Annotated in this window: 18 protein-coding genes; 11 read left to right on the top strand and 7 right to left on the bottom strand. The window is 36.4% G+C overall.

What is annotated here, in order from left to right; all coding sequences use genetic code 11:
* Window positions 1–34: 34 nt before the first annotated feature.
* From ACKU4N_RS13740 to ACKU4N_RS13730, 3 genes are all read right to left on the bottom strand, one after another.
* Window positions 35–388, bottom strand: coding sequence for a four helix bundle protein (locus tag ACKU4N_RS13740; RefSeq protein WP_321317179.1), 354 nt, complete (start codon window positions 386–388; stop codon window positions 35–37).
* A gap of 182 nt (window positions 389–570) precedes the next feature.
* Window positions 571–2,496: a DUF3858 domain-containing protein gene (locus ACKU4N_RS13735; protein WP_321317177.1), complete on the bottom strand. Its 1,926-nt coding sequence runs from the start codon at window positions 2,494–2,496 to the stop codon at window positions 571–573.
* 313 nt (window positions 2,497–2,809) lie between these two features.
* On the bottom strand, window positions 2,810–3,472 hold the full coding sequence (locus ACKU4N_RS13730) for a DUF2461 domain-containing protein (protein WP_321317174.1): 663 nt from the start codon (window positions 3,470–3,472) through the stop codon (window positions 2,810–2,812).
* Window positions 3,473–4,127: 655 nt separating this feature from the next.
* Between ACKU4N_RS13730 and ACKU4N_RS13725 the strand changes: the two genes are divergently transcribed.
* From ACKU4N_RS13725 to ACKU4N_RS13705, 5 genes are all read left to right on the top strand, one after another.
* A complete protein-coding gene (locus tag ACKU4N_RS13725; protein WP_321317171.1) occupies window positions 4,128–5,300 on the top strand; it encodes a hypothetical protein in 1,173 nt (390 codons plus the stop codon).
* An 83-nt stretch (window positions 5,301–5,383) separates the two neighbouring features.
* Complete coding sequence (locus ACKU4N_RS13720) at window positions 5,384–6,673, top strand: YaiO family outer membrane beta-barrel protein (protein ID WP_321317169.1); 1,290 nt, start codon at window positions 5,384–5,386, stop codon at window positions 6,671–6,673.
* 6 nt (window positions 6,674–6,679) lie between these two features.
* On the top strand, window positions 6,680–6,967 hold the full coding sequence (locus ACKU4N_RS13715; protein WP_321317168.1) for a hypothetical protein: 288 nt from the start codon (window positions 6,680–6,682) through the stop codon (window positions 6,965–6,967).
* A gap of 1 nt (window position 6,968) precedes the next feature.
* On the top strand, window positions 6,969–8,162 hold the full coding sequence (locus ACKU4N_RS13710; protein WP_321317166.1) for a HEAT repeat domain-containing protein: 1,194 nt from the start codon (window positions 6,969–6,971) through the stop codon (window positions 8,160–8,162).
* A gap of 143 nt (window positions 8,163–8,305) precedes the next feature.
* Window positions 8,306–9,616, top strand: coding sequence for a glycosyltransferase family 2 protein (locus tag ACKU4N_RS13705; protein WP_321317164.1), 1,311 nt, complete (start codon window positions 8,306–8,308; stop codon window positions 9,614–9,616).
* Between the two features lie 55 nt (window positions 9,617–9,671).
* Here ACKU4N_RS13705 and ACKU4N_RS13700 read toward each other — a convergent pair whose 3' ends face one another.
* From ACKU4N_RS13700 to ACKU4N_RS13685, 4 genes are all read right to left on the bottom strand, one after another.
* On the bottom strand, window positions 9,672–12,305 hold the full coding sequence (locus ACKU4N_RS13700) for an ABC transporter substrate-binding protein (protein ID WP_321317162.1): 2,634 nt from the start codon (window positions 12,303–12,305) through the stop codon (window positions 9,672–9,674).
* 165 nt (window positions 12,306–12,470) lie between these two features.
* On the bottom strand, window positions 12,471–13,052 hold the full coding sequence (locus ACKU4N_RS13695) for a DUF3332 domain-containing protein (protein ID WP_321317160.1): 582 nt from the start codon (window positions 13,050–13,052) through the stop codon (window positions 12,471–12,473).
* 171 nt (window positions 13,053–13,223) lie between these two features.
* Window positions 13,224–14,465 (bottom strand): ammonium transporter, encoded by a 1,242-nt coding sequence (locus ACKU4N_RS13690; protein WP_321317158.1) that lies wholly within the window; start codon window positions 14,463–14,465, stop codon window positions 13,224–13,226.
* 36 nt (window positions 14,466–14,501) lie between these two features.
* Window positions 14,502–14,849, bottom strand: coding sequence for a P-II family nitrogen regulator (locus ACKU4N_RS13685; RefSeq protein ID WP_321317153.1), 348 nt, complete (start codon window positions 14,847–14,849; stop codon window positions 14,502–14,504).
* Window positions 14,850–15,664: 815 nt separating this feature from the next.
* On the opposite strand from ACKU4N_RS13685, the gene hisG reads away from it, so the two are divergent.
* The 6 genes from hisG (at window position 15,665) to hisA (ending at window position 21,524) form a co-directional block, all read left to right on the top strand.
* Window positions 15,665–16,525, top strand: a complete 861-nt coding sequence (hisG, locus tag ACKU4N_RS13680; RefSeq protein WP_321317151.1) for an ATP phosphoribosyltransferase — start codon at window positions 15,665–15,667, stop codon at window positions 16,523–16,525.
* Window positions 16,526–16,542: 17 nt separating this feature from the next.
* A complete protein-coding gene (gene hisD / locus ACKU4N_RS13675; RefSeq protein WP_321317149.1) occupies window positions 16,543–17,835 on the top strand; it encodes a histidinol dehydrogenase in 1,293 nt (430 codons plus the stop codon).
* A complete protein-coding gene (hisC, locus tag ACKU4N_RS13670; RefSeq protein WP_321317147.1) occupies window positions 17,832–18,899 on the top strand; it encodes a histidinol-phosphate transaminase in 1,068 nt (355 codons plus the stop codon). Before hisD ends, hisC begins: the two co-directional genes overlap by 4 nt.
* Window positions 18,896–20,050, top strand: coding sequence for a bifunctional histidinol-phosphatase/imidazoleglycerol-phosphate dehydratase HisB (gene hisB / locus ACKU4N_RS13665; RefSeq protein ID WP_321317145.1), 1,155 nt, complete (start codon window positions 18,896–18,898; stop codon window positions 20,048–20,050). Before hisC ends, hisB begins: the two co-directional genes overlap by 4 nt.
* Window positions 20,051–20,126: 76 nt before the next feature.
* A complete protein-coding gene (gene hisH, locus ACKU4N_RS13660) occupies window positions 20,127–20,717 on the top strand; it encodes an imidazole glycerol phosphate synthase subunit HisH (RefSeq protein WP_321317143.1) in 591 nt (196 codons plus the stop codon).
* A 75-nt stretch (window positions 20,718–20,792) separates the two neighbouring features.
* The gene (gene hisA / locus ACKU4N_RS13655) at window positions 20,793–21,524 is read left to right on the top strand and encodes a 1-(5-phosphoribosyl)-5-[(5-phosphoribosylamino)methylideneamino]imidazole-4-carboxamide isomerase (RefSeq protein WP_321317141.1); all 732 of its coding nucleotides are present in this window, start codon (window positions 20,793–20,795) and stop codon (window positions 21,522–21,524) included.
* The last annotated feature ends 1 nt before the right edge of the window (window position 21,525 follow it).

The raw sequence follows: 21,525 nt of genomic DNA, 5'->3' as shown, positions 1-21,525 counted from the left end.
TAAAATAGTATGGAAGTGGCTTATGATTGAATGATTAGGATTTTAAGCTGTTAATTAAATTCTGAATACTACCTGATATCAGCCTGCAATCTTTCCGTAAATTTTCAGCTGTATTATTATCAAGATAATGGAGATCTTCGGCTAAATAAAGCATACTTCGAACCTCACCGCATGATGCTTTCGAAATGTCCAAAAAACGTCTGAATTCAGTGTCTGAATATCTTTCAAAACCTTCGGCAATATTATTCATGATAGAAACTGAAGCTCGTTGAATTTGGTCTTTGAATCCAAAATCTTTAATCCCATTCATTTCTTTGTATACCTCATTAATCAATTTCCGGGCATTTTGCCAAATCACCAGTTCTTCAAATTTTTTAATTGTACTCATATAATTATTTCGTATTTTTTTACTCTTTTAAACTTCTGGATTTTTCCAGCCCCTTCGACCTTTCCAGACTCATGGATTATTCTGGTTTTTAGACTTTTCCAGACTATTCTACCTTTTAGATTTTTCCAGACCCTTCTACATTTCAAGACTCTTCCAGACCTTTCGAGACTTTTCCAGACTCTTCAAGACTTCGTAATCTTTTTTAGTACCAAACTTGTCTTATCAGCTTTTGCAAGCTCTTTTCTAAATGAGCGAAACTCTTCGTAGCGGGATGCTTTAAATGTGTTTTTATTTTTGCGGAAAATTCGTGTGTAGTAAACTTTATTGTCAATCAATTTAGCATTGCTTTGATAGTAACCAAAGTCTGATTCGATTATTTTTTCATCGGGGAGGCTTTCAATTTCGTAACCTTCAGGTAGTATAAAACAGATGCTGTCTTTATCTTCAGTTGATCTGATATAACGAATGTCGGTGAGTCTGTTTTCTAATTTTTTCGGAATGTAAGTAATTCTGTTGATTTTATTCAAAGGGACGAACAACCGATCCCCCGTTTGTGAAGCATAGTTTCTTATATCAAGATTTAGATTTAAAACGGACGATGGAATTTGTTTTTTATCTTCCTGAAAACTATAATCATTAATTGTGAAATCGGGTAGGTTGATGTGTTCTTCGTAAAGGAATTTTTTTTGATCATCCACACTGCTTCTATGGTAAAGGGTTTCAATGTTTTCGTATTGAATTCCACTGTAAACAGTCGAGATTTCAGCATGAGCGTTTCCATTTTCCAATAGGGTGAAAATACCATTTTGAATTTGCTGGTTTTGTTCGATTGTGTATATCGGAGTATGGCATAGTTCTCCGCCGTTATCATTTACACACAGCACATCGCGGTCGTCGGTAAAGGTTCCCAGATAGCCAAAAGGCATCTTCTGACTTGTGCATTCGAGCCAAATGGTGTCTTTCTGAAGTGGCACCCTCAAAATAGCATGATTGAAATAGCTGTGTACAAAATCTGTATGCTGCAGGTTATTGCTTTCCCCGGCTTTCACCAAAGTGTAATTGGATGGAATATGAACCACTTTAAGCAGGGATTTCATATAGTTCGACAATGCTTTGCAATCACCGTACCCTTTTTCCGAAACCATTTCAGCCGGAAAACTTTGCCAGCCGCCTATTCCTAATTGTATGCCAACATAACGTGTTTTCGATTGCATGTATTCATACAATATTTTTACTTTTTCAATATCTGTCTGGCAGTCTTTGGTGAGTTTTGTGATTTGTGCCTTCTCTTCTTCAGGAATTTGATCGCGTCCCTGATTTAAAACAGCCGACCATTTCCCCAGACTGTTCCAGCTTTCTAAACTGCCTGGGTAATTATCCATTTCAAAATCCATCGGAGCCAGCAGAATTTGAGGAGATTGGGAGAGTACCCCTGTAGAGTAGGGTTCACTTTTTAAGGCAGGTAAACTATCAATAGCCCATTGGTAGATGTTCTGATCATTTATGCTTGTGGTGCTGATTGGATCTTTAAAATTGATGCATTTGTATCGTAATTTTTCTTCTGAAGGAATAATGACTTTCATTCTGGATTTTTCAACACCGACTAAATAGCCGGGATAGGCTTTCCAGCTTGGATAAACAAAAAGACCTTTGTAGTCTGACACCGATTCGTATTCAATAGTATATGGATATTGTTTCTGAATTGGTTCGTAAATTTTGAAACGTGAATCCCCGATCAGTTCACCCGCAGAGCTATAACTATAATCTTTAATTTCTGATTCCTTTACTTTTTTAATCACCTGGCCTAAGGAATTATAAATGGTGATTTTTAAGCTTTCCAGTGTTTCAAATTTGCTGTACCCAAAAGGAATTGATGCGTAATCTTCTCCTTTTTTATTTAGAATTGTAATCACCATTTTTTGTGTCAGGCTGGAGCTTTTTCTCGAGTGCACTGTAAATTCGGCTTCATCCAAACGAACTACGGCATTGGCATTTTTTTTAAGTTCGGCAGGAATTGTAAATGCAGGATATTTAAATGTTTCTTTTTTAGCAAAGGCAGGTGTAAGTAATAAATAGGTAATCAGACTTAGTAGTGTTAGTTGCTTCATTTTGTTTGTTTTTGATCTGATAAGTGTAGTCTTTTGTCAACTTTCAATCTTAATTGTACTTAACCGACAGGGCTTTGTAAAGCTCATCTAATATAGTAAACGAACATAAAAGAATGAATCTAAATCTGCATCTGCCTGGTTTTATCAATTAAAAAGAAACGGGTAATTTTAATTGTGCCGACTGCCGTCAATAAGAAAACCTTTTCTTTTAGGACGCTGAGAGTGATCTGCTCCGACTAAGAAAAGGCTTTTCATGATTTGGGTTTTATCAAAATTAATGAGGGAATATCAACATAAGTGATGCTCTCGCTTTTTATAAATCTGCTAATATTTCGTTTAGATATGCATTAAGGGTTTGTAAGCTTGAGAAACATTTTAAAATTTCATCGGAAAATTGTTCTGATAAAACGATCTGATCCGGCACCATTTTCCCGACCGCATAGTTTTTGAAATTTAGCAGGTCGATGTATTCAAAATCTTTAGGATAACCACGTGGAGCAGTTTTTAGTTTTTCACCGTACATTTCAGGAAAATGAGATGCAAATTCTTTATTCGTGATGATTTCTTTAAATTCCAGTGGGTTGTGAAATATTTCTTCACGAATGGCTTTAAGCACATTAGGTTCAGGCATGTAGCAACCGCCCCCTAAAAAACTTCCTTCGGGTTCAATATGAATGTAATAACCTCCATATCTGCTTTTCCGACCATTTTTAGCCAGAAAAGCTCCAAAATGTGTTTTGTAAGGTTGTTTATTTTCAGAAAACCGAACATCCCGGAATATTCTAAAAATGCAGTCTTTGGCATTTAGACCTGATAGATCCGGGTCGATGAGTTTGATTTGCTCTATGCTTAGTTCAACGAAAAGTTCAAAATCCTTTTTGGCCTTATCGTATTTTTCCTTGTTTGCATGAAACCAATCTTTGTTGTTGTTCACTCTTAGTTCGAGTAAGAACTCATAAATACTTTTGCTTAGCATATTGTCTTGTTAAAAGGTAATTACTTTATCGTTTTTTCGAAGGCATTAGCCTGCTTGTTTTTCCATGAACTTTGCATCAATACCTAAATTTTTCAAGTTGAGGAGAAACGCCGTACATATCAGCGCAGGCTTTGCACGCAAAAATGGATATCTTTTCTTCCTGCTTTTTTTTAGTGCATGTTTGAAACTCTGCATCTTGACTTAAACGTTTTGAATATAATTCCCAAACAATGAGCTTAACTTCGGCCCTCCAGCTTATTTTATTAGCATCATAGGTGTGCATATATACCTTTTAGGCACTGCAACACAGTCTCCACTTGTCCGGATTACATCTAATTTTTGTTTGGTTCATATTTTGTTTCTGACCCTTAGTGATTTGACTATAAGAATTTGTTGAAATTGAAAAAGATATCTAAAAGGAGGAGAAATATTGAGGGGAGAATATTTTTCATGGAGAAATACTTTTGATTAATAGATGAATATCATGTTTTTGGCTAAGAAATTTATTTTTTTTAATAAAAGATAAAATTAGTCAAGTCAAAAAAAGAGCCTTACGTCCTAAAATAAAAATTACTTATCAAAAAAAACAAACTTATTAATGATTAAACCCGTTATAAAGGTGAATATTGCAGGTAATTTAAAATAAAAAGAGCGAATGTGGAAATTACTACGAATATTAATTCTCTTGTTTCTGCTGATTCCGGTCATTTCGTGGATCAGTTGGAAGTTTAAAGATAAGGTTCAGATGAATCTCTTAGTTGTGGATAAAGCTTCTGTAAACAGCAATTATTCAGAACATCTGTCTTTTTTTTGGCTTGTCAATCAAAAACGATGGGTAAAATCGAATGGAGAGGAATACAACTTCGCAGAAGATTTTTACGGCTTTCATCCCGGAGATGATGGAAGGTATATGATCAAGGATCTGCGCATTTTTGAAAAACAAGGATTATCTGCGCTTGCTGATTCTCTGGATCTTGTGTTTTTTGCCGATACATACGGTATTTATAATTCCAACTGGAAAGATCATCCTGATTATGGAAAGGATACAATATCCTTATTTTATGGTGGATTACAAACGGCAGAGTTCAACTTGATAAGAGAGATGAAAAGAAAAGGCAAAACGATTATTGCAGAGTTTAATTTTTTCGCTTCACCTACTTCGGAACTGGTTCGAAAACAAACAGAACAATTGCTGGGGGTAAAATGGAGTGGTTGGGTTGGTAAATATTACTCTACTTTAGATACGGTCCTCGATCCGGAAATTCCTCGTTGGGTACCGGATTTGTATAAAAAGAATTACAGAAAAGAGTATGATTTTAAAAATGCCGGAATAGTCTTGGTTGATAATAATGAGAGAATCGTTATTCTGGACTCAAAAAGGCATTTAAACGGACATTTTCCCGTGTTGAAAAGTGAGTTGAGTACACAAATACAATACAATGTACCTGAATCGGTATATTATCCATTTTGGTTTGATATCAATTCAACCGATTCGCGTAACCATGTTTTGGCATGGTTCAATTTAGATGTGAATGAGGAAGGAAAGGCTTTATTGGATCAGTTTAATTTGCCCAAAAAGTTTCCGGCAATTTTGGAACACGATCAGGATTATCGATTTATTTATTTTGCCTGTGATTTTTCAGACAATGAAATGGGAATCTATTCTTCCTACTTTAATGGAGTTAATAAATTGAGCCGTGTATTTTACAATGCAAACCAGTTTAAAGACAGGGAAATGTTTTTCTGGAAGTATTACCGACCGTTTATGTCGACTGTGATGGATAGTATATCAGCAAGAAAGGACCAAGAGGTGGTGTTTGTGGATTAAGTTTAATATTGTATAGTTGGAGTGAGATATTCGTGTTTTATTTTTGAAGAAAGAGTTTTAATAAACATAAATTGTAATTTTGCATGCTGAAATTTTTATCTCTTGTTACGCTTTTACTATTCTGTATGATTGGGCACGGACTGGCCCAGGAATCTTCTGTGCCTAAGAAAAATAGTTTGGATGAATTTAAACGGGCGAGGGAATTGGCATTTGCAGGAAATCGGGAAGAAGCCCGAAGGATTTGTTATGAGATTTTGAATGAGAATCCTGAGTTTTACGATGCCGGAATATTAATCGGAAGAACTTTCGCCTGGGATAAAAATTTTAAATCAGGGAGAGAGGAATTGCAAAAGGTTTTGGATCTTGATTTTGATAATAGTGATGCCATATTTGCCATGATTGATCTGGAAAAATGGGCAGGAGATGCTAATAAAGCAGTTTTTTATTGTGAGTATGGTCTTTCTATCTTTCCCAATGAAGAGGCTTTTTTGGTTGAGAAAATTAAATTGCTGCAAGATATAGGAGAGGAAGATAAATCGCTGCTTGTTTTGGATGAATTATTGGAGCTGAATCCAGGCAGCGAAGAGGGCTTGGCTTTGATGGATAAATACAAGTCATCCAGAATGATTTATAAAGCGGTTTATCAGCATGATTACGAGTATTTCAAAGAACCGTACAATCGAAAGTGGCATTTAAGCTCGTTTCAATTGGCTCGGCGCAATAGCTGGGGTACTGTCATCGGGAAGATCAATTTAGGTGATTTGATTTTTGATGGTGAAAGTTTTTGGTCCGGGGGGGTCGCGAAACAATTTGAAATTGATGCCTATCCGCGTGTGACTAAAAAAAGTTATGCATATTTAAATTATGGATATTCTCCCGATAATTTGTTTCCTAAACATCGTGCAGGTGCAGAATTGTATCATAAATTACCAGAGGCATTTGGGTTCTCTGCAGGCATGCGGTTTCTTCAGTTCGATTCCGATGCGGGGAATAAGAATATTTATATTTATACAGCGTCGCTGGAAAAATATTACAGGAATTACTGGTTTTCTTTTCGAACCTACCTTACACCAAAAAATGGCAATGTCTCACAATCGTATTGGTTAACAACAAGGAGGTATTTAAGAGATTCGAAGAATTACATTGGACTGGAATTAGCTGCAGGTGTTTCGCCCGATGAACCCAGAGGAAATTTTTTGTCCCCGGATATGTACAAATACAAAAGTAGAAAAGTAAGATTGTCTTATCAGGATCGCTTAGGGACAGACCGTTTGCTTTACCTGCTTAAATTTGGTTATGAACGGGAAGAGTACCGGGTGAATGAAAAGAGAAATGTGCTTTCTTTTTCAGTGAAGTTGTCTTACCAATTTTAATGTCTTATGAACAGATTATTTCAATTAGTATTAGATAGTATTCACGAAGTTTGCATTCAGTTTCTTCAGTGTATATCTAATGCCTTGAATAAGGAAATTGAAGTCTTGGCAGGAAGGATAAGACATTCTGTTTATTGTGATATCCATAAAATGTATACCAATACAGAATTTGAGACAAATATTCATTCAGAAATTGGAAATGTGAACGGTGCCGGAGCTTTTGTTTCCGGCTTGAAATCATTTATAGATCAAGGGATAAAAGCGGTGAAAAAAGAGTTGGAAATTAAGAGGTAGGATGGAGATAAAGTTTTTATATATAATTTTAATTGAGATACTCGAGCGTGCTGACCATGTTCAGGGAATGGTATTCTCATTTTTTGATTTATCAAAGACATTTATTGAGAGAATCCAGTCAATTGTAAATTATGCATTTGAACGGCTTCCATACAATGTGCTGAATAGACTGATCATTTACATGATCCTTGTTTTCTTTATTGCATTGGCTTTGCTTCTTCCATCTATTCTGTTTTCTAAATTACACCTTTCTTATCAGAAGAAGAAAATGGAATTATTGCATCAAAAATATTCAAAATTAATTGTTCGGTTTTTGATCGATGATTTGTCGAAGAAGGAATTGGCAGATTTGAAAAGTATTAAGTCTAAATTTCATAGAAAGATATTGATAGCTGTTTTAATTTCAATTGATACGGCAGAAAGTAAGCAGGTGAGCAGTGAAATTAGAAAGTTGTATCTGGACATGAAATTAAATGAGGATTCTGTAAGAAAACTTCGTAAAAGATGGCACCATAAAATTAAAGGGATTCGTGAACTTAGTCACATGAGAGTAAAGAGTGAGAATAAAAACATTATGGAGTTTCTTAAAAGGCCGAATGAAATTCTTAGGATTGAATCTCAAATGGGATTGATTAAGTTGCTTCCTTTTGTGCCCTTTGCTTTTTTGGATTCTCAGGAAAAGCCGTTCACCATTTGGGAGCAGATTAATGTTTTTGATTTAATTCGCAAAAAGAGAATTGAAATACCTGAATTTCATCTGTGGCTCGATCACTGGAATGACTCTGTGGTGATGTTTTGTCTGGATATGATACGCGTTTTAAAACAAAGGGAAGCTGCACCCAAAGTGATGGAGTTGCTAAATCATGACAATGATTTGGTAAAAGGAAAGGTTATTAAAACTCTGATTGATTTGGAGAGTAAGGAGGCAGTTGTTAAATTAAAAGAGCTTTTTTTATTAGAGGAACTTCCTAATCAGATTAATATCATAAGATCGATTGGTAAATTGGGTTTGGAGAGTGAAATGAACTTTCTTGTAGAAAATATTAATGATGAGGAGTTTAAAATTAGGATGGAGTGCTGTAAGTCTCTGGTGCTTGTTGGTGAACCTGGTATTGTGAAGCTGCAATCACTTTCAGAAAACGGGGATGAAGAATTGAATAGGATAATTAGTCATGTTTTAGATCCAAGAATATGAATTACGATGAGTTTATAAGATTTATAAGTTATTTTTTGGATGGGATTTTTATTTCCTATGCATTTCTTTTAATTTTTAGTTACACACTCCTGAGTATAATTTCCGGACTTTCTCTGAATTATTATTTGAAGAAAAATAGTTTTGTGGACTATAATGTTATACTTGATTCTCCTCTGACTCCTTCGGTTTCGGTGCTTGTGCCGGCATTTAACGAGGCTAAAACCATTGTGGATAATATTGAGTCCATTTATACAATTCATTACAATAATTTTGATGTTATTATTATTAATGACGGGAGTACCGATTCAACGTTTGAGGAGATGCAGACGGCGTTTAAATTGGAGAAGGTCAATTTTGCTGTTAACATGGAGATTCCAACTAAAGAAGTGAGAGGAGTATATAAATCTATGCTTTCTACTTATTCCAATTTGGTGGTTATCGACAAGGAAAACGGAGGGAAAGCGGATGCTTTGAATGCAGGAATTAACGTATCGGATAAAGCTTTATTTATGGCTATTGATGCTGATTCTATTTTGGAGCCGGATGCCGTTTTGAAATTGGTAAAACCATTCTTGGAACGAACCGACAGAAGGGTGATTGCGGCTGGTGGTGTTGTTCGGATAGCCAACTCGTGTTTGGTTGAAAACGGAAGAATCGCCGATGTGAAAGTTCCCCGGAATATTTTGGCCAGAATGCAGGTTTTGGAATATACCCGCTCATTTTTAATGGGTAGAATGGCTTGGGCTCAGCTCGATGGATTGATTATTATTTCAGGTGCAATGGGAATGTTCGACCGGGAAGTGGTGGTACAAAGTGGCGGGTATGCGCATTCGATTGGTGAGGATATGGAATTGGTAGTTCGAATTCGAAGATATATGTCTGAGAATCGCGAGAAGTATAAGATTGAATATGTTCCTGATCCTTTGTGTTGGACAGAAGCTCCTGTGAATTTGAAAGTGTTTGGCAGACAGAGAAGTAGATGGACCCGTGGTACGATTGAAACACTGACTGATCATTCAAAAATATTTCTTTCTCCACAATATGGTTCCATGGGTTTGTTGGGATATCCTTTTTGGTTTTTGTTTGAGTGGTTAGCACCCCTTGTTGAAGTGCTGGGAATTATTTACATGACTGTTTTGTTTTTTACAGATAATTTAAGTTTGAGTTTTATACTGGTTACTTCTTTGTTTGTGTATACTTTTGCTGTGTTTTTTTCTACATGGGCAATCTTGTATGAGGAGTTAACTTTTCATCGTTACGAGCGGAAAATGGATGTTTTTCGCTTGTGGATTGCGGCTTTGTTAGAGCCATTTATTCTTCATCCTATAAGTTTATTTTTTGCTGTAAAAGGAAATGTAGAATATTTAATGGGGAATAGAAGTTGGGGTAAAATGGAGCGTAAAGGATTTCTTCACCGAAATGAGAAAATTAAAAAGAAAAGTTCCAGGTCCTAAATTAGTTTGTGTATCTGTTTCTAATGCTAATCTTCTGTCGCTTTTCCCCTTTCTATTAAATAGGAATGTAGAACTCGAATTTTGAACCAATGCCGATAGTCGATTCGAAGAATAATTCACCTTGTAAAAGTTCTGCCAATCCTTTTGAAATAGGGAGCCCAAGACCGGCCCCTCCAAATTGACGGGTGTATGCGTTTTCTACCTGCCCGAAACGTTCAAATATTATATTCTGTTTTTCTTTCGGAATGCCAATACCTGTATCTTCAACGGTAATATATAGTCTCGATTTTTCAATTCGGGATGATATGGTAATGTTGCCTTTTTCGGTAAATTTTAAAGCGTTATTTATTAAATTAATAAGGATCTGTTTAATCTTACCGGAGTCAGAATATATTTCATCTTGTGCAAGGGAGATCTTGTTGTTGAAACGAATTTCTATCTGATCTTTCTTGTATCTGATATTTTCCACTGCAAAAAGTAACTGCAGATCATCAATCATTTTTTTTACGGAAAAAACATTATTATTAACCTTCAGCTGGTTAACTTCCAAAGAAGAAATGTCAATTATATTGTTGATTATTTCTAAAAGTTGTTTCCCGTTTTGTGTAAGTATGTCAAGGTATTTTTCTTTTTTTTCCTGATCTAGATTCTCTTTTTGCAACAACTGACTGAAACCCAGTATTCCGTTCATTGGAGTTCGTATTTCATGACTCATATTGGCTAAAAATGCAGATTTTAAGCGGTCACTTTCTTCTGCATGTTTCAAGGCCAGGCTTAGTTTATTCTCTGCTTCTTTTATGGCTGAAATATCGACAATAAAAGCTAAAAATTCATGATTGATTAATTGAACTGCACTAATGTATACGGGAATGTCTTTGCCGGATGTGGTTTGAATGAATACTTCTCCCTGAATTTTACCACCGGTTAAGAGTTGATTTAAAAGGCTTTTGTTTTGTTCTTGATGTGAGGGAGAAAAAAGATCAAGGATAGAAATTTCCTTTAATTTTGATTCTGGAATTTCCAGCAGTTCAATAAAGGCCTGATTAGCAAAACTTAACTTTGTACTTGGTTTAAAAATAACAAGTCCGTTGGGAGATTCTTCAATGTAAGTTCTTAGTTTATTTTCACTGGAGATAAGAGCATTTTGTGTTTTTAATCTTTCAGATATGTCATTCATCAGCCAAATTTCTTTATTGTCAAACTTATAAGCGTGAAATTCAACATCCTTAAGCTCTCCATTCTTACATGTAATACTTGTAATTGAAGCAATGTTAAATTTGTTAATTTTATTTTCCAGATACAATTGTATCTGTTTCGACTTGTCTTTTGGGTAAAGGGTTGAAAACCATGAGTCGATATTTGGCAATTCAGAATTGGTATACCCGGTAATCTCAAATGTTTTTTTATTGGTGAACAGGCTTTCATCTTCTTCCACTAAAATAGCTCCTGACGGCAGATTTTCAATCATCTCACGAAATCTTTTTTCAGATTGCTTAAGGGCTGCTACAGTTCTGATTCTTTCTGATATTTCATTTTGCAATTCGATGTTTTTTTTGCGTAGGCTTGATGTCTGTTTCGAAACAGCTTTCTGCAATTGTTTGTTAAAGAAATACAAGTAGTAAGATATGGCAATTACGATAGCGCTAATTGATATAGCAATTCCAAGTATCCATTTAAGCCATGTAGGAGTGTTGTATGCCTCTTGTTGGTATATAAAACCTCTTAAGTCGTAATTTTTTGAGATCATTCCCATTTTAGAGCATATTTCGGCAATGTTTTCCCATCTGCCGGGATTGATATGGCCAATCTCGACATATTCATTCAGAATTAGTTTTTGAATTTCATTTGCTTCAAATTCTAAATGCGCCCTGGTTTTGTTTGTTGAATATTTTTCAAGAATTAAATCAATAATTTCTTTTTTATTCTCTAACGCATATTCCCAGCCCTTTTTGCTGGCTTCTATAAATGCCTTCACTCTTTGTGGGTGGTTTTCGATTTCTTTTTCACTTGTGAACAGGCAGTCACCATAAAAATCAATACCGTAGGTTTTGGGTGATATAATAGTGTACGGAATGTTTCTTTCTTTCAAAAAAAAGGCCTCGTTGGTAGAGTAAGCATTTAATACATCAGTTTTTCCATCAATTAAATCATTAATGTTGTATGTTGTGCTAATTCGGTTGATGTCATTTATTTGAATCCCTTCCTTATAAAAAATCGCCATCAGTTCCGGATCCCTGTATTCATCGAGCAACATGATTCTTTTGTTGATGAGATCATGCGCCGTATGAATGTTTGATTTTTGCAGGCAGATAAATATGGATGGAGAGCTTTGGAATATAGAGGCTAGTAAGACTATTGGTTTGTTGTTAAGGCGTTCTATTAGAAGATCGTTTGCTGCGATGCCGTAATCAGCCTCACCGTTTAGAACTTTACTAATTGAGTTTATTGTACCTCCTTCAATTAATTCAACTGTTAATCCAGCATCTTGATAAAACCCTTTGTGAAGAGCGGCATAATAGCCGGCAAATTGAAATTGATGGAAGTATTTAAGTTGTAGGGTGATTTTTTCGTTTTCACGTGATGTATTAGGCGGTAAACCGAAAGAGTATAAGTTTGATAGAAGTAAAAGAAGGACAAAAAAGCACCTTGAAAAAGTGCTTTGGATATGTTTATTTTCTTTTGTATTCATACCATCCTAAAATTGAAACGATTACCATTAAAGTTACATTTATCAGTTCAAGGAAAAAATTTTTAGACAGTATAATTTTAGGCTATGGCTCAAAGCCATTAAAATAAACCCCAAAAGTTAGATATAACAATTGGGGTTTTCTTTATTTGGAACAGGACTTGCTGTTTATTTTTGAGCCCAGTTTATTGATTCTGCGTTTAGCTGAGCCTTAATGTCTGCAAGGTTATTTGTGTTTTGATCGAAAGTTACGGTTTGACCATCAGGCTTGTATATGTGAATTAAATTCGCTTCAATATTTAGATCAACAAGTTTCTGAAGTTCTTTGTTGCCGTCTTTTAAACTCCATGAGTTATTTTCAGGATTGAAGATTAATTCTGCTGTATCGCCTTTATTAGCACCTTGAAGTTGTTCTATGTGAAATTTATTTTGCGTAGCTGTAATGCGGTATTTGTTGCCGTCTTTTTTTACGATTTGAACATCTTTATCATTTTCGGTCATGGTAACAGGATTATCTCCGGTCCAAAATTCAATGGTGTTTAATACAACACCGTCAACGAAAACAGCAACTTCGTAAACCGGAATAACAATAAATGCAAAAAATACCAGTGCGTTAATAAATTTGTCACCTACTGTGCCATTCCATTCATGTAAATTTTTTGTCAGGCGAAATGGCCCATAACATCCGGATTGTCCTATGCTTAGCACTAGGAAAAAACAGGCTAATAAAAACACATTTACTTTCTTCATTTGATTCATTTTTATTTGATTTAAAAGTTTGTATTTACTCATTCTAAGTTAACGTAGAATTTTATATGAAATTACAAATTATTTAAAATAAACATAGATAAACAAAAAATAAATGGCAGGGAACAAACATTGTACCTTGCCATTTGTGAGAAACGAGTTAGTTAGAAAGTGTTAGTGGTATGCTTTTTCTCCATGTTCATAGATGTCAAGACCTTCTTCCTCAACACGGGCAGATACTCTTAATCCAACGGTAATCTTTAATATTTTAAAGATAATATATGCTGTGCCTAAAGCCCATGCCGCAACTGCAGCAACACCTAAAACCTGAATTCCCAGCAGACTGAAACCTCCTCCGTAGAATACACCACCTTCTTTGGCGAAAAATCCGACTAAAATTGTTCCCAGGGCACCATTGATTCCGTGCACTGTTACAGCACCTACCGGATCATCAATTCGTAAAACTTTGTCAATAAATTCTACTCCAAATACGAGTACTGTACCAGCAATTAAGCCAATGATGATGGCAGATTCCGGCGATACAATATCACAACCAGCAGTAATTGCTACCAAGCCGGCTAATGAACCGTTCAGGCTTAAAGAAAGAGTAGGGCGTTTATAGCGAATCCAGCTAATTACCAGTGCGGCTATGGTACCTGCCGCGGCAGATAAATTGGTTGTCAGGAATATATGAGATATTGCAACTGTATTTGCTGTGCCGTTAGCGGCTAATTGAGAGCCTGCATTAAAACCAAACCATCCAAACCAAAGAATGAATACGCCAAGTGCGGCAAAGGTAAGATTGTGACCGGGAATGGCATTTACTTTGCCATTATATTTTCCTATTCTAGGGCCGATTATAGCGGCTCCGACAAGTCCCATCCATGCTCCAACGGAGTGAACAACAGTTGATCCGGCAAAATCGTGAAAGCCAAGTTCGCTTAACCATCCACCACCCCAAATCCAGTGCCCTGATATTGGGTAAACAATGGCTGTAGTCACAATACTAAAGAGCACGTAGGCTTTAAATTCAGTTCGTTCAGCGACAGCACCGGATACAATGGTAGCTGCTGTTGCTGCAAAAACGGTTTGGAACATTAAAAATGATAAGTCAATATCAGGTCTTACATCTTCCATAAATGGAAGTTTACCTATCAATCCTCCTATATCTGTGCCAAACATCAGGGCGTATCCAATGAGGAAAAATGCAATGGATCCAACAGCAAAGTCAACAAGATTTTTCATTAAAATATTAGCTGTGTTCTTTGATCTTGTAAAACCAGCTTCAGCCATGGCAAATCCTGGCTGCATAAACATAACAAGTGCTGTTGCTATTAAAACCCAAACAATATCAATTGAGTGTCCCGTTTCGGCAACGGCTGCTTGTAAAGTATTTAAAGTAAGTGTCTCTTCCATGATAGGTAATTTAAATTGTGAAAAATTAGTTGCTGATTACTCTTCGTCGTATAGGGAACGATCACCCGAATCACCTGTTCGAATACGGTAAGCATCCTCAACATTGTAAACGAAAATTCTTCCGTCTCCAACTTCTCCGGTGAAAGCATTTTCACGAATGCTTACAATACAGCTATCAACATATTTATCCCGCACAATGAAAGAAATTAATGTTCTTTCGATACTGCTGGTGTCGTAGATTACACCTCGATAAACTCTCTCTTCTACTGATTTTCCTACGCCTCTTACATCCCAAAATGACAAGTAGTCAATTCCGATATTGTGCAGGCCTTTTTTTACGTCTTCAAATTTTGTTTTACGGATAATTGCTTCGATCTTTTTCATGAGCTAATTGTTTAAATTGTTTTTTAAATCATACTCTTTCATTTTTGGCTGGTTGAAACACCGAGATTCCCCGGATTAAGGAATCTCGGGTTTCGGGTTTAGACCAAGCGTAAATTCGACCGTTGTCGAAAATTTGAAGAAAGGGATTGCTCTTTTTTATCTTCGGAATGCAATGTGGCTTTGTTTCGAAGAGCTAAATAATGTTTTTGCATGTGGTAAAAATTTAGGTTTTCTATAATAGTTAGTAAAAATGGTTTATTTCAATCAGACTATTCGGAATGTGGGGGTATCGGTTTATAAAATGTGGTTTTTTTTAATGTGACCCCTATATTTAATAGTTTGATTTTGTAAAAGTATTAAAAAAATCAAAAACACAATAGAAAAATAGGGGGTAATTTATAAAAAATGATGTTTTTAGTATTTATAACGATTACGATAAGGGGTATAAGGAAGAAAAATTGTTTTTTTTGAGATGACCCCCATATAAGGTTTGGTTTTGTATCGTAAAATGTCATGTAATTTATTACATGCAGCCTAAATCAGGTGTTGTTAATTTAAGTTTATATTATTGTAATTCTTTGAGTCTGAATTTGGATGCTTAAAATATTTTACTAATCTTTGTGGCATATCAAAAAAGAAAAAATGAAATTTACTGCAATTCATCATCATCATCATTATACTTACCAACCGGTGAGCTGAGGATGTTATGCAGTATTTCTAAAGATATTTTAACTAACATTTAAACGCCCGCTGGTAACAGTCGGGCGTTTTTTATTGCCTAAAACTGATACCAGAAGGCACCAAAATTTTTAACCATGGGAGAAAAATTAACAATTGCAGTACAAAAATCTGGAAGACTGCAGGAAGATTCCTTGCGAATTCTGAAAGAGTGTGGTATTTCCATCGATAATGGAAAAGATCAATTGAAAGCAAACGCTTCCAATTTTCCACTCGAAGTTTTATACCTAAGAAATTCAGATATTCCTCAGTACGTTCAGGATGGTGTCGCGGATATTGCTATCATAGGAGAGAATGTAATTATCGAAAAGCAAAAGGAACTTGAGATCCTTCAGAAATTAGGTTTTTCAAAGTGTAGGTTGGCAATGGCTTTGCCGAAAGATGTAGAGTATACAGGATTGGAGTATTTTAATGGGAAAAAATTAGCCACGTCCTATCCAAATTCCTTGCAGCAGTTTTTAGATGCCAATAACTTAGATTGTGAAATTCACGTAATTTCCGGTTCTGTTGAAATTGCGCCTAATATTGGTTTGGCCGATGGAATTTGCGATTTGGTGAGTTCCGGTAGTACATTGTTCAAGAATGGACTGGTTGAGGTGGAAGAGGTTTTGGTTTCGGAGGCCTGTTTGGTTGCGAATAAAAATATCAGCAATCTAAAGAGTGCTATATTGGAACGACTGCTGTTTCGAATGAAATCTGTTTTAGCCGCAAAAAACAACAAATATATTTTGCTGAATGCGCCCAATGATAAAGTGGAGGATATCATTAAGGTGCTGCCTGGAATGAAAAGCCCGACTGTATTGCCTTTGGCACAGGAAGGATGGAGTTCTATTCACTCTGTTATAAACGAGAATGATTTTTGGGGAGTCATTGATCAGTTAAAATTGAATGGTGCAGAAGGAATATTGATTATTCCAATTCAGAAAATGGTGTTGTAAGTTTAATTCCTACGAAAATGCAAGTAATAAAGTACCCGGCGAAAGAATCTTGGAATAGTGTATTAACTCGTCCTATCTTTAATGTGGATGAGTTAGAGGATGCCGTAAATCTGGTTTTTGGAGAAATAAAACGGGATGGCGATAAAGCGTTGTTTAAATATACCCTGCAGTATGATGGCGTAAATATTAATAAAACGGAAGTTAACCGAGCTGATATCGATGCATCGGAGAGTATGCTCGATGATGAATTAAAACAAGCTTTGGTAATTGCAGCAAAGAATATCCAGACATTTCATGAGGCTCAATTTCAGGATTCTGAGGTGATTGAGACAAGTGAAGGAGTTCGTTGCTGGAGGAAATCAACAGCAATCGAAAAGGTTGGTTTGTATGTTCCGGGTGGAAGCGCTCCTTTGTTTTCAACGGTGTTAATGTTAGGCATTCCTGCAAAATTGGCTGGTTGTGGTGAGCTTGTTCTTTGTACACCTCCAGGGAAGAATGGAAAAATTAATCCGGCCATTCTATATGCCTGCAAGTTGGTTGGAATCGATCGGGTTTTTCAGGTTGGCGGCATTCAGGCAATTGGAGGAATGGCATATGGAACCGAATCGATACCAAAAGTTCATAAAATATTCGGACCGGGAAATCAGTATGTGACTGCGGCCAAACAACGCGCAAATAGAATAGGAGTGGCAATTGATATGCCGGCGGGACCTTCGGAGGTAATGATTTTGGCTGATGAAACAGCAGAACCGGAATTTGTTGCCGCAGATTTATTGTCTCAGGCAGAGCATGGTACTGATAGTCAGGTGGTATTAGTGACTTGGGCTGAGCAGCTGATAGAAGGAGTTGAACAAGAACTCGAAAAACAATTGCAGGCTCTTTCGAGAAGAGATGTTGCTGCCAAAGCATTGGAGAACTCGAAAATTGTTTTGGTGAAATCAAAGGAAGAAGCTCTTGAATTAAGCAATTCGTATGCGCCGGAACATCTTATTGTATCAGTAAAAGATGAAGATTTGTTGATTGATGGAATCAAAAATGCCGGATCTGTTTTTTTAGGAAATTATACTCCGGAAAGTGCAGGTGATTATGCATCTGGAACCAATCACACCTTACCAACAAACGGAGCCGCAAAGGCGTATTCCGGTGTGAGTCTTGACTCTTTTATGAAGAGTATCAGCTTCCAAAAAATAAGTGAGAAGGGCTTGCTGAATTTGGGGCCTGTAATTGAAATCATGGCGAAAGCCGAACAATTGGATGCTCACAGTAATGCAGTAACGGTTCGTTTGAATAAGATAAAATTAAATTCATGATGGGAGCAAAAATAAAATCAAGCATAGACTTGAATAAATTGGTTCGGGCGAATGTGAAAAGACTGGTGCCGTATTCTTCTGCAAGAGATGAATTTTCAGGAAAGGGATCTGTCTTTTTGGATGCCAACGAAAATCCGTATGAAAATGGAGTAAATCGCTATCCGGATCCTATACAAAGAACATTAAAAGCACGTTTGGGAGAATTGAAAGCTGTGAATTCTGAAAATATGATTCTTGGAAATGGCAGTGATGAGGTTATTGATCTTTTGTTTAGAGCATTTTGTGAGCCGAATATCGATAATGTAATTATTTGTACGCCAACCTATGGGATGTATGAAGTTGCAGCAGGAATCAATGCGATTGAGAATCGTGAAGTGCCGCTTGATAAGGATTTTCAGCCGGATGTAAATGCTGTTCTTTCAGTTGCCGATCAGAATTCGAAACTGTTATTTCTATGTTCGCCGAATAATCCAACAGCTAATTTGTTGGATGAGAGTAAGCTTGTTGAATTACTGGATAAATTTAAAGGAATTGTTATTATTGATGAGGCTTACATTGATTTTGCTCCAGGCAAAACTATGGTAGATAAATTAGCCGATTATTCCAATTTAGTGATCCTGCAAACATTGTCAAAAGCATGGGGAATGGCAGGAATTCGTTTGGGTATTGGTTTGGCTTCCAGGGAAATAATCAATGTCTTGAACAGAATAAAGCCACCTTATAACGTGAATTGTCTGACTCAGACCAAAGCTCTTGAATTATTGGAAACTGTTGATTTGTATGAAGAGCAAGTGAAGAATATCATCGCAGAAAGAGAAGGTTTGATCACATTTTTGAATGGTTTGCCTTTTGTTGAGAAAGTATATCCTACTGATGCTAATTTTATTTTGATTCGTGTGAATGATGCAAGAGGCTTATATGATTATTTGCTTACCGATGAAATCATTATTCGGGACCGGTCAAAAATTCAAAGCCTGGGAAACTGTGTTCGCATTAGTATTGGTACAAGTGAGGAAAATGCGATTTTGAAAAATACATTAACAAAATTTGAATTGAAATCATGAAGGATACAACTACAAAAAAGAAAGTTCTGTTTATTGATAGAGATGGGACATTGATTCTGGAGCCTCCTGTTGATTATCAGGTGGATAGTCTGGAGAAATTGGAGTATTATCCTGGTGTTTTTAATGGACTGGCGAAAATTGTAAAGCAACTTGATTTTGAACTGGTGATGGTTACCAATCAGGATGGTTTGGGAACCGGTTCATATCCTGAGGATACCTTTTGGCCGGCTCAGAATAAAATGATGCAGGCATTTTCCAGTGAAGGAATTGAATTCGTAGATGTATGCATTGATAAAACTTTTCCTCATGAAAATGCACCAACAAGAAAACCAGGTACGGCTTTGTTGACAAAGTATTTCTCGGAGGAGTATGATTTGGAAAATTCGTTTGTGATTGGTGATCGTTGGACTGATGTTGAATTGGCTAAGAATTTGAATGCAAAAGCAATTTTTATTTCATCAAGTGGAAATATTGGTGATGATGAGTTGTCGGAATCGAAACAGGAACTGGAAGCTTGTATTAAATTGCGCACAGAATCGTGGGAGAAAATATATGAGTTTTTGCGCTTAAGTGAACGAACCGCAACGGTTGAAAGGAATACGAACGAAACAAAGATTAAAATTGTTTTGGATCTGGATGGTGAAGGAAAAGGCATATTTGATACAGGAATCGGATTTTTTGATCACATGCTCGATCAGATTGCCAAACACTCCGGAGTTAATTTGAGCGTTACCGTAAAAGGTGATTTGGAAGTTGATGAACATCACACCATAGAAGATACGGCAATTGCTTTGGGAGAAGCATTTAAGTTAGCTCTTGGCAATAAATTGGGATTGGATCGTTATGGTTTCTGTTTGCCGATGGATGACTGTTTGGCGCAGGTTGCTATTGATTTTGGAGGTAGAAATTGGTTGGTTTGGGAGGCTGAATTCAATCGCGAAATGATTGGAGGAATGCCAACAGAGATGTTTTTCCACTTTTTTAAGTCATTCTCCGATGGAGCTTCATGCAATCTGAATATCAAGGCCGAAGGACAAAATGAGCATCATAAAATAGAAGGCATTTTTAAAGCTTTGGCCAGAGCCATTCGCATGGCGATTCGAAGAGACGCAAATTGTTTGCAATTGCCATCTACGAAGGGGAAGCTTTAAAAGTTTAAATAAATGTGTAAGGGAAGTGATTTATCTAATCCCGGGAATTCGGGACTCTCATCTTAGTCTAAATAAAATGAAAGATCAGAAAATTGTTATCATCGATTATGATGCAGGAAATATTCAATCTGTAAAATATGCTTTTGAGCGATTGGGAATTACTCCTGTTGTCTCAAATAACGAAGAAGTGATTCGCAGTGCAGATAAAGTGATATTTCCCGGAGTTGGAGAAGCTGCCTGGGCCATGAATTCGCTTCGGAAGAATGGCTTGGATCAATTGATTCCTCAATTGACACAACCCGTGTTAGGTATTTGTTTGGGAATGCAGCTGATGTGCGAAAGCTCCGAAGAAAGTGATACAAAAGGATTGGGTATTTTCCCTCTGCAAGTAAAACGCTTTACCAATGAACGCAAAGTGCCTCACATGGGATGGAATCAGTTGGAGGAACTGAAAGGCAGTTTGTTTAAAGGAGTCTCTGAAATGGAATTTGCCTATTTTGTACATTCTTACTATGTGCCAAGTTCTTCGGAGACTGTTGCATCTTGTAACTATATATTGAATTTCAGTGCTTCACTTCAGAAAGATAATTTCTATGCTTGTCAGTTTCATCCTGAAAAATCGGGAGAAGTAGGAGTTAGGATACTCGAAAATTTTATCAATCTGTAAAAGGAATTGGAATTTACTGTGAGAAATTGGATAATGTGCACGAATCTCACACCTCATGTCTTATATCTAAAACAAATGACCAGAATAAAAATAATACCAGCTATCGATACCATAAAAGGCCGATGCGTTCGATTAACAAAAGGAGATTACGATACCGAAAAAGTATATAGTGAAGATCCGTTGCAGGTAGCAAAAGGCTTTGAAGAATTAGGAATTACCCGTCTGCATTTGGTTGATTTGGAAGGTGCTAAATCAGGACATATCTGCAATTCGGAAGTGTTGCGGAGAGTGGCTTCCGGAACCAATCTGAAAATCGATTTTGGTGGAGGAGTGAAATCTGATGAAGATATCGAATTGGCTTTTCAGTGCGGAGCGAATCAGGTTACAGGTGGCAGCATTGCCGTTTCGAATCCTGACATGTTCGAAAAATGGATGGAAAAATATGGTTCGGATAAAATGATTTTGGGAGCCGATGTTCGAAATGAAATGGTTTCAATTTCCGGATGGAAAGAAGATTCTGATTATCATTTGTTCAGGTTTTTGGAGAATTATCAGAAAAAAGGAGTGAAAACTGTAATCTGTACCGATATTTCGAAAGATGGAATGCTGCAGGGGCCAGCTGTTGAGTTGTATCAATCGGTAATGAAAGAATTTCCCAATTTAGAACTGGTTGCAAGCGGAGGAGTTGGTAATATCGAAGATGTTCGCATTTTGAATGAGATTGGCTGTTGGGGCGTGATTATCGGCAAGGCGATTTACGAAAATCGAATTGATATGAATGAATTGGTTAACGAATTTATCCTGTAAA

Source organism: Labilibaculum sp. (assembly GCF_963664555.1).
GTDB lineage: Bacteria > Bacteroidota > Bacteroidia > Bacteroidales > Marinifilaceae > Labilibaculum.
The sequence above is the reverse complement of the archived record's forward strand: the minus strand, read 5'-3'. Positions and strand labels throughout refer to the sequence as shown.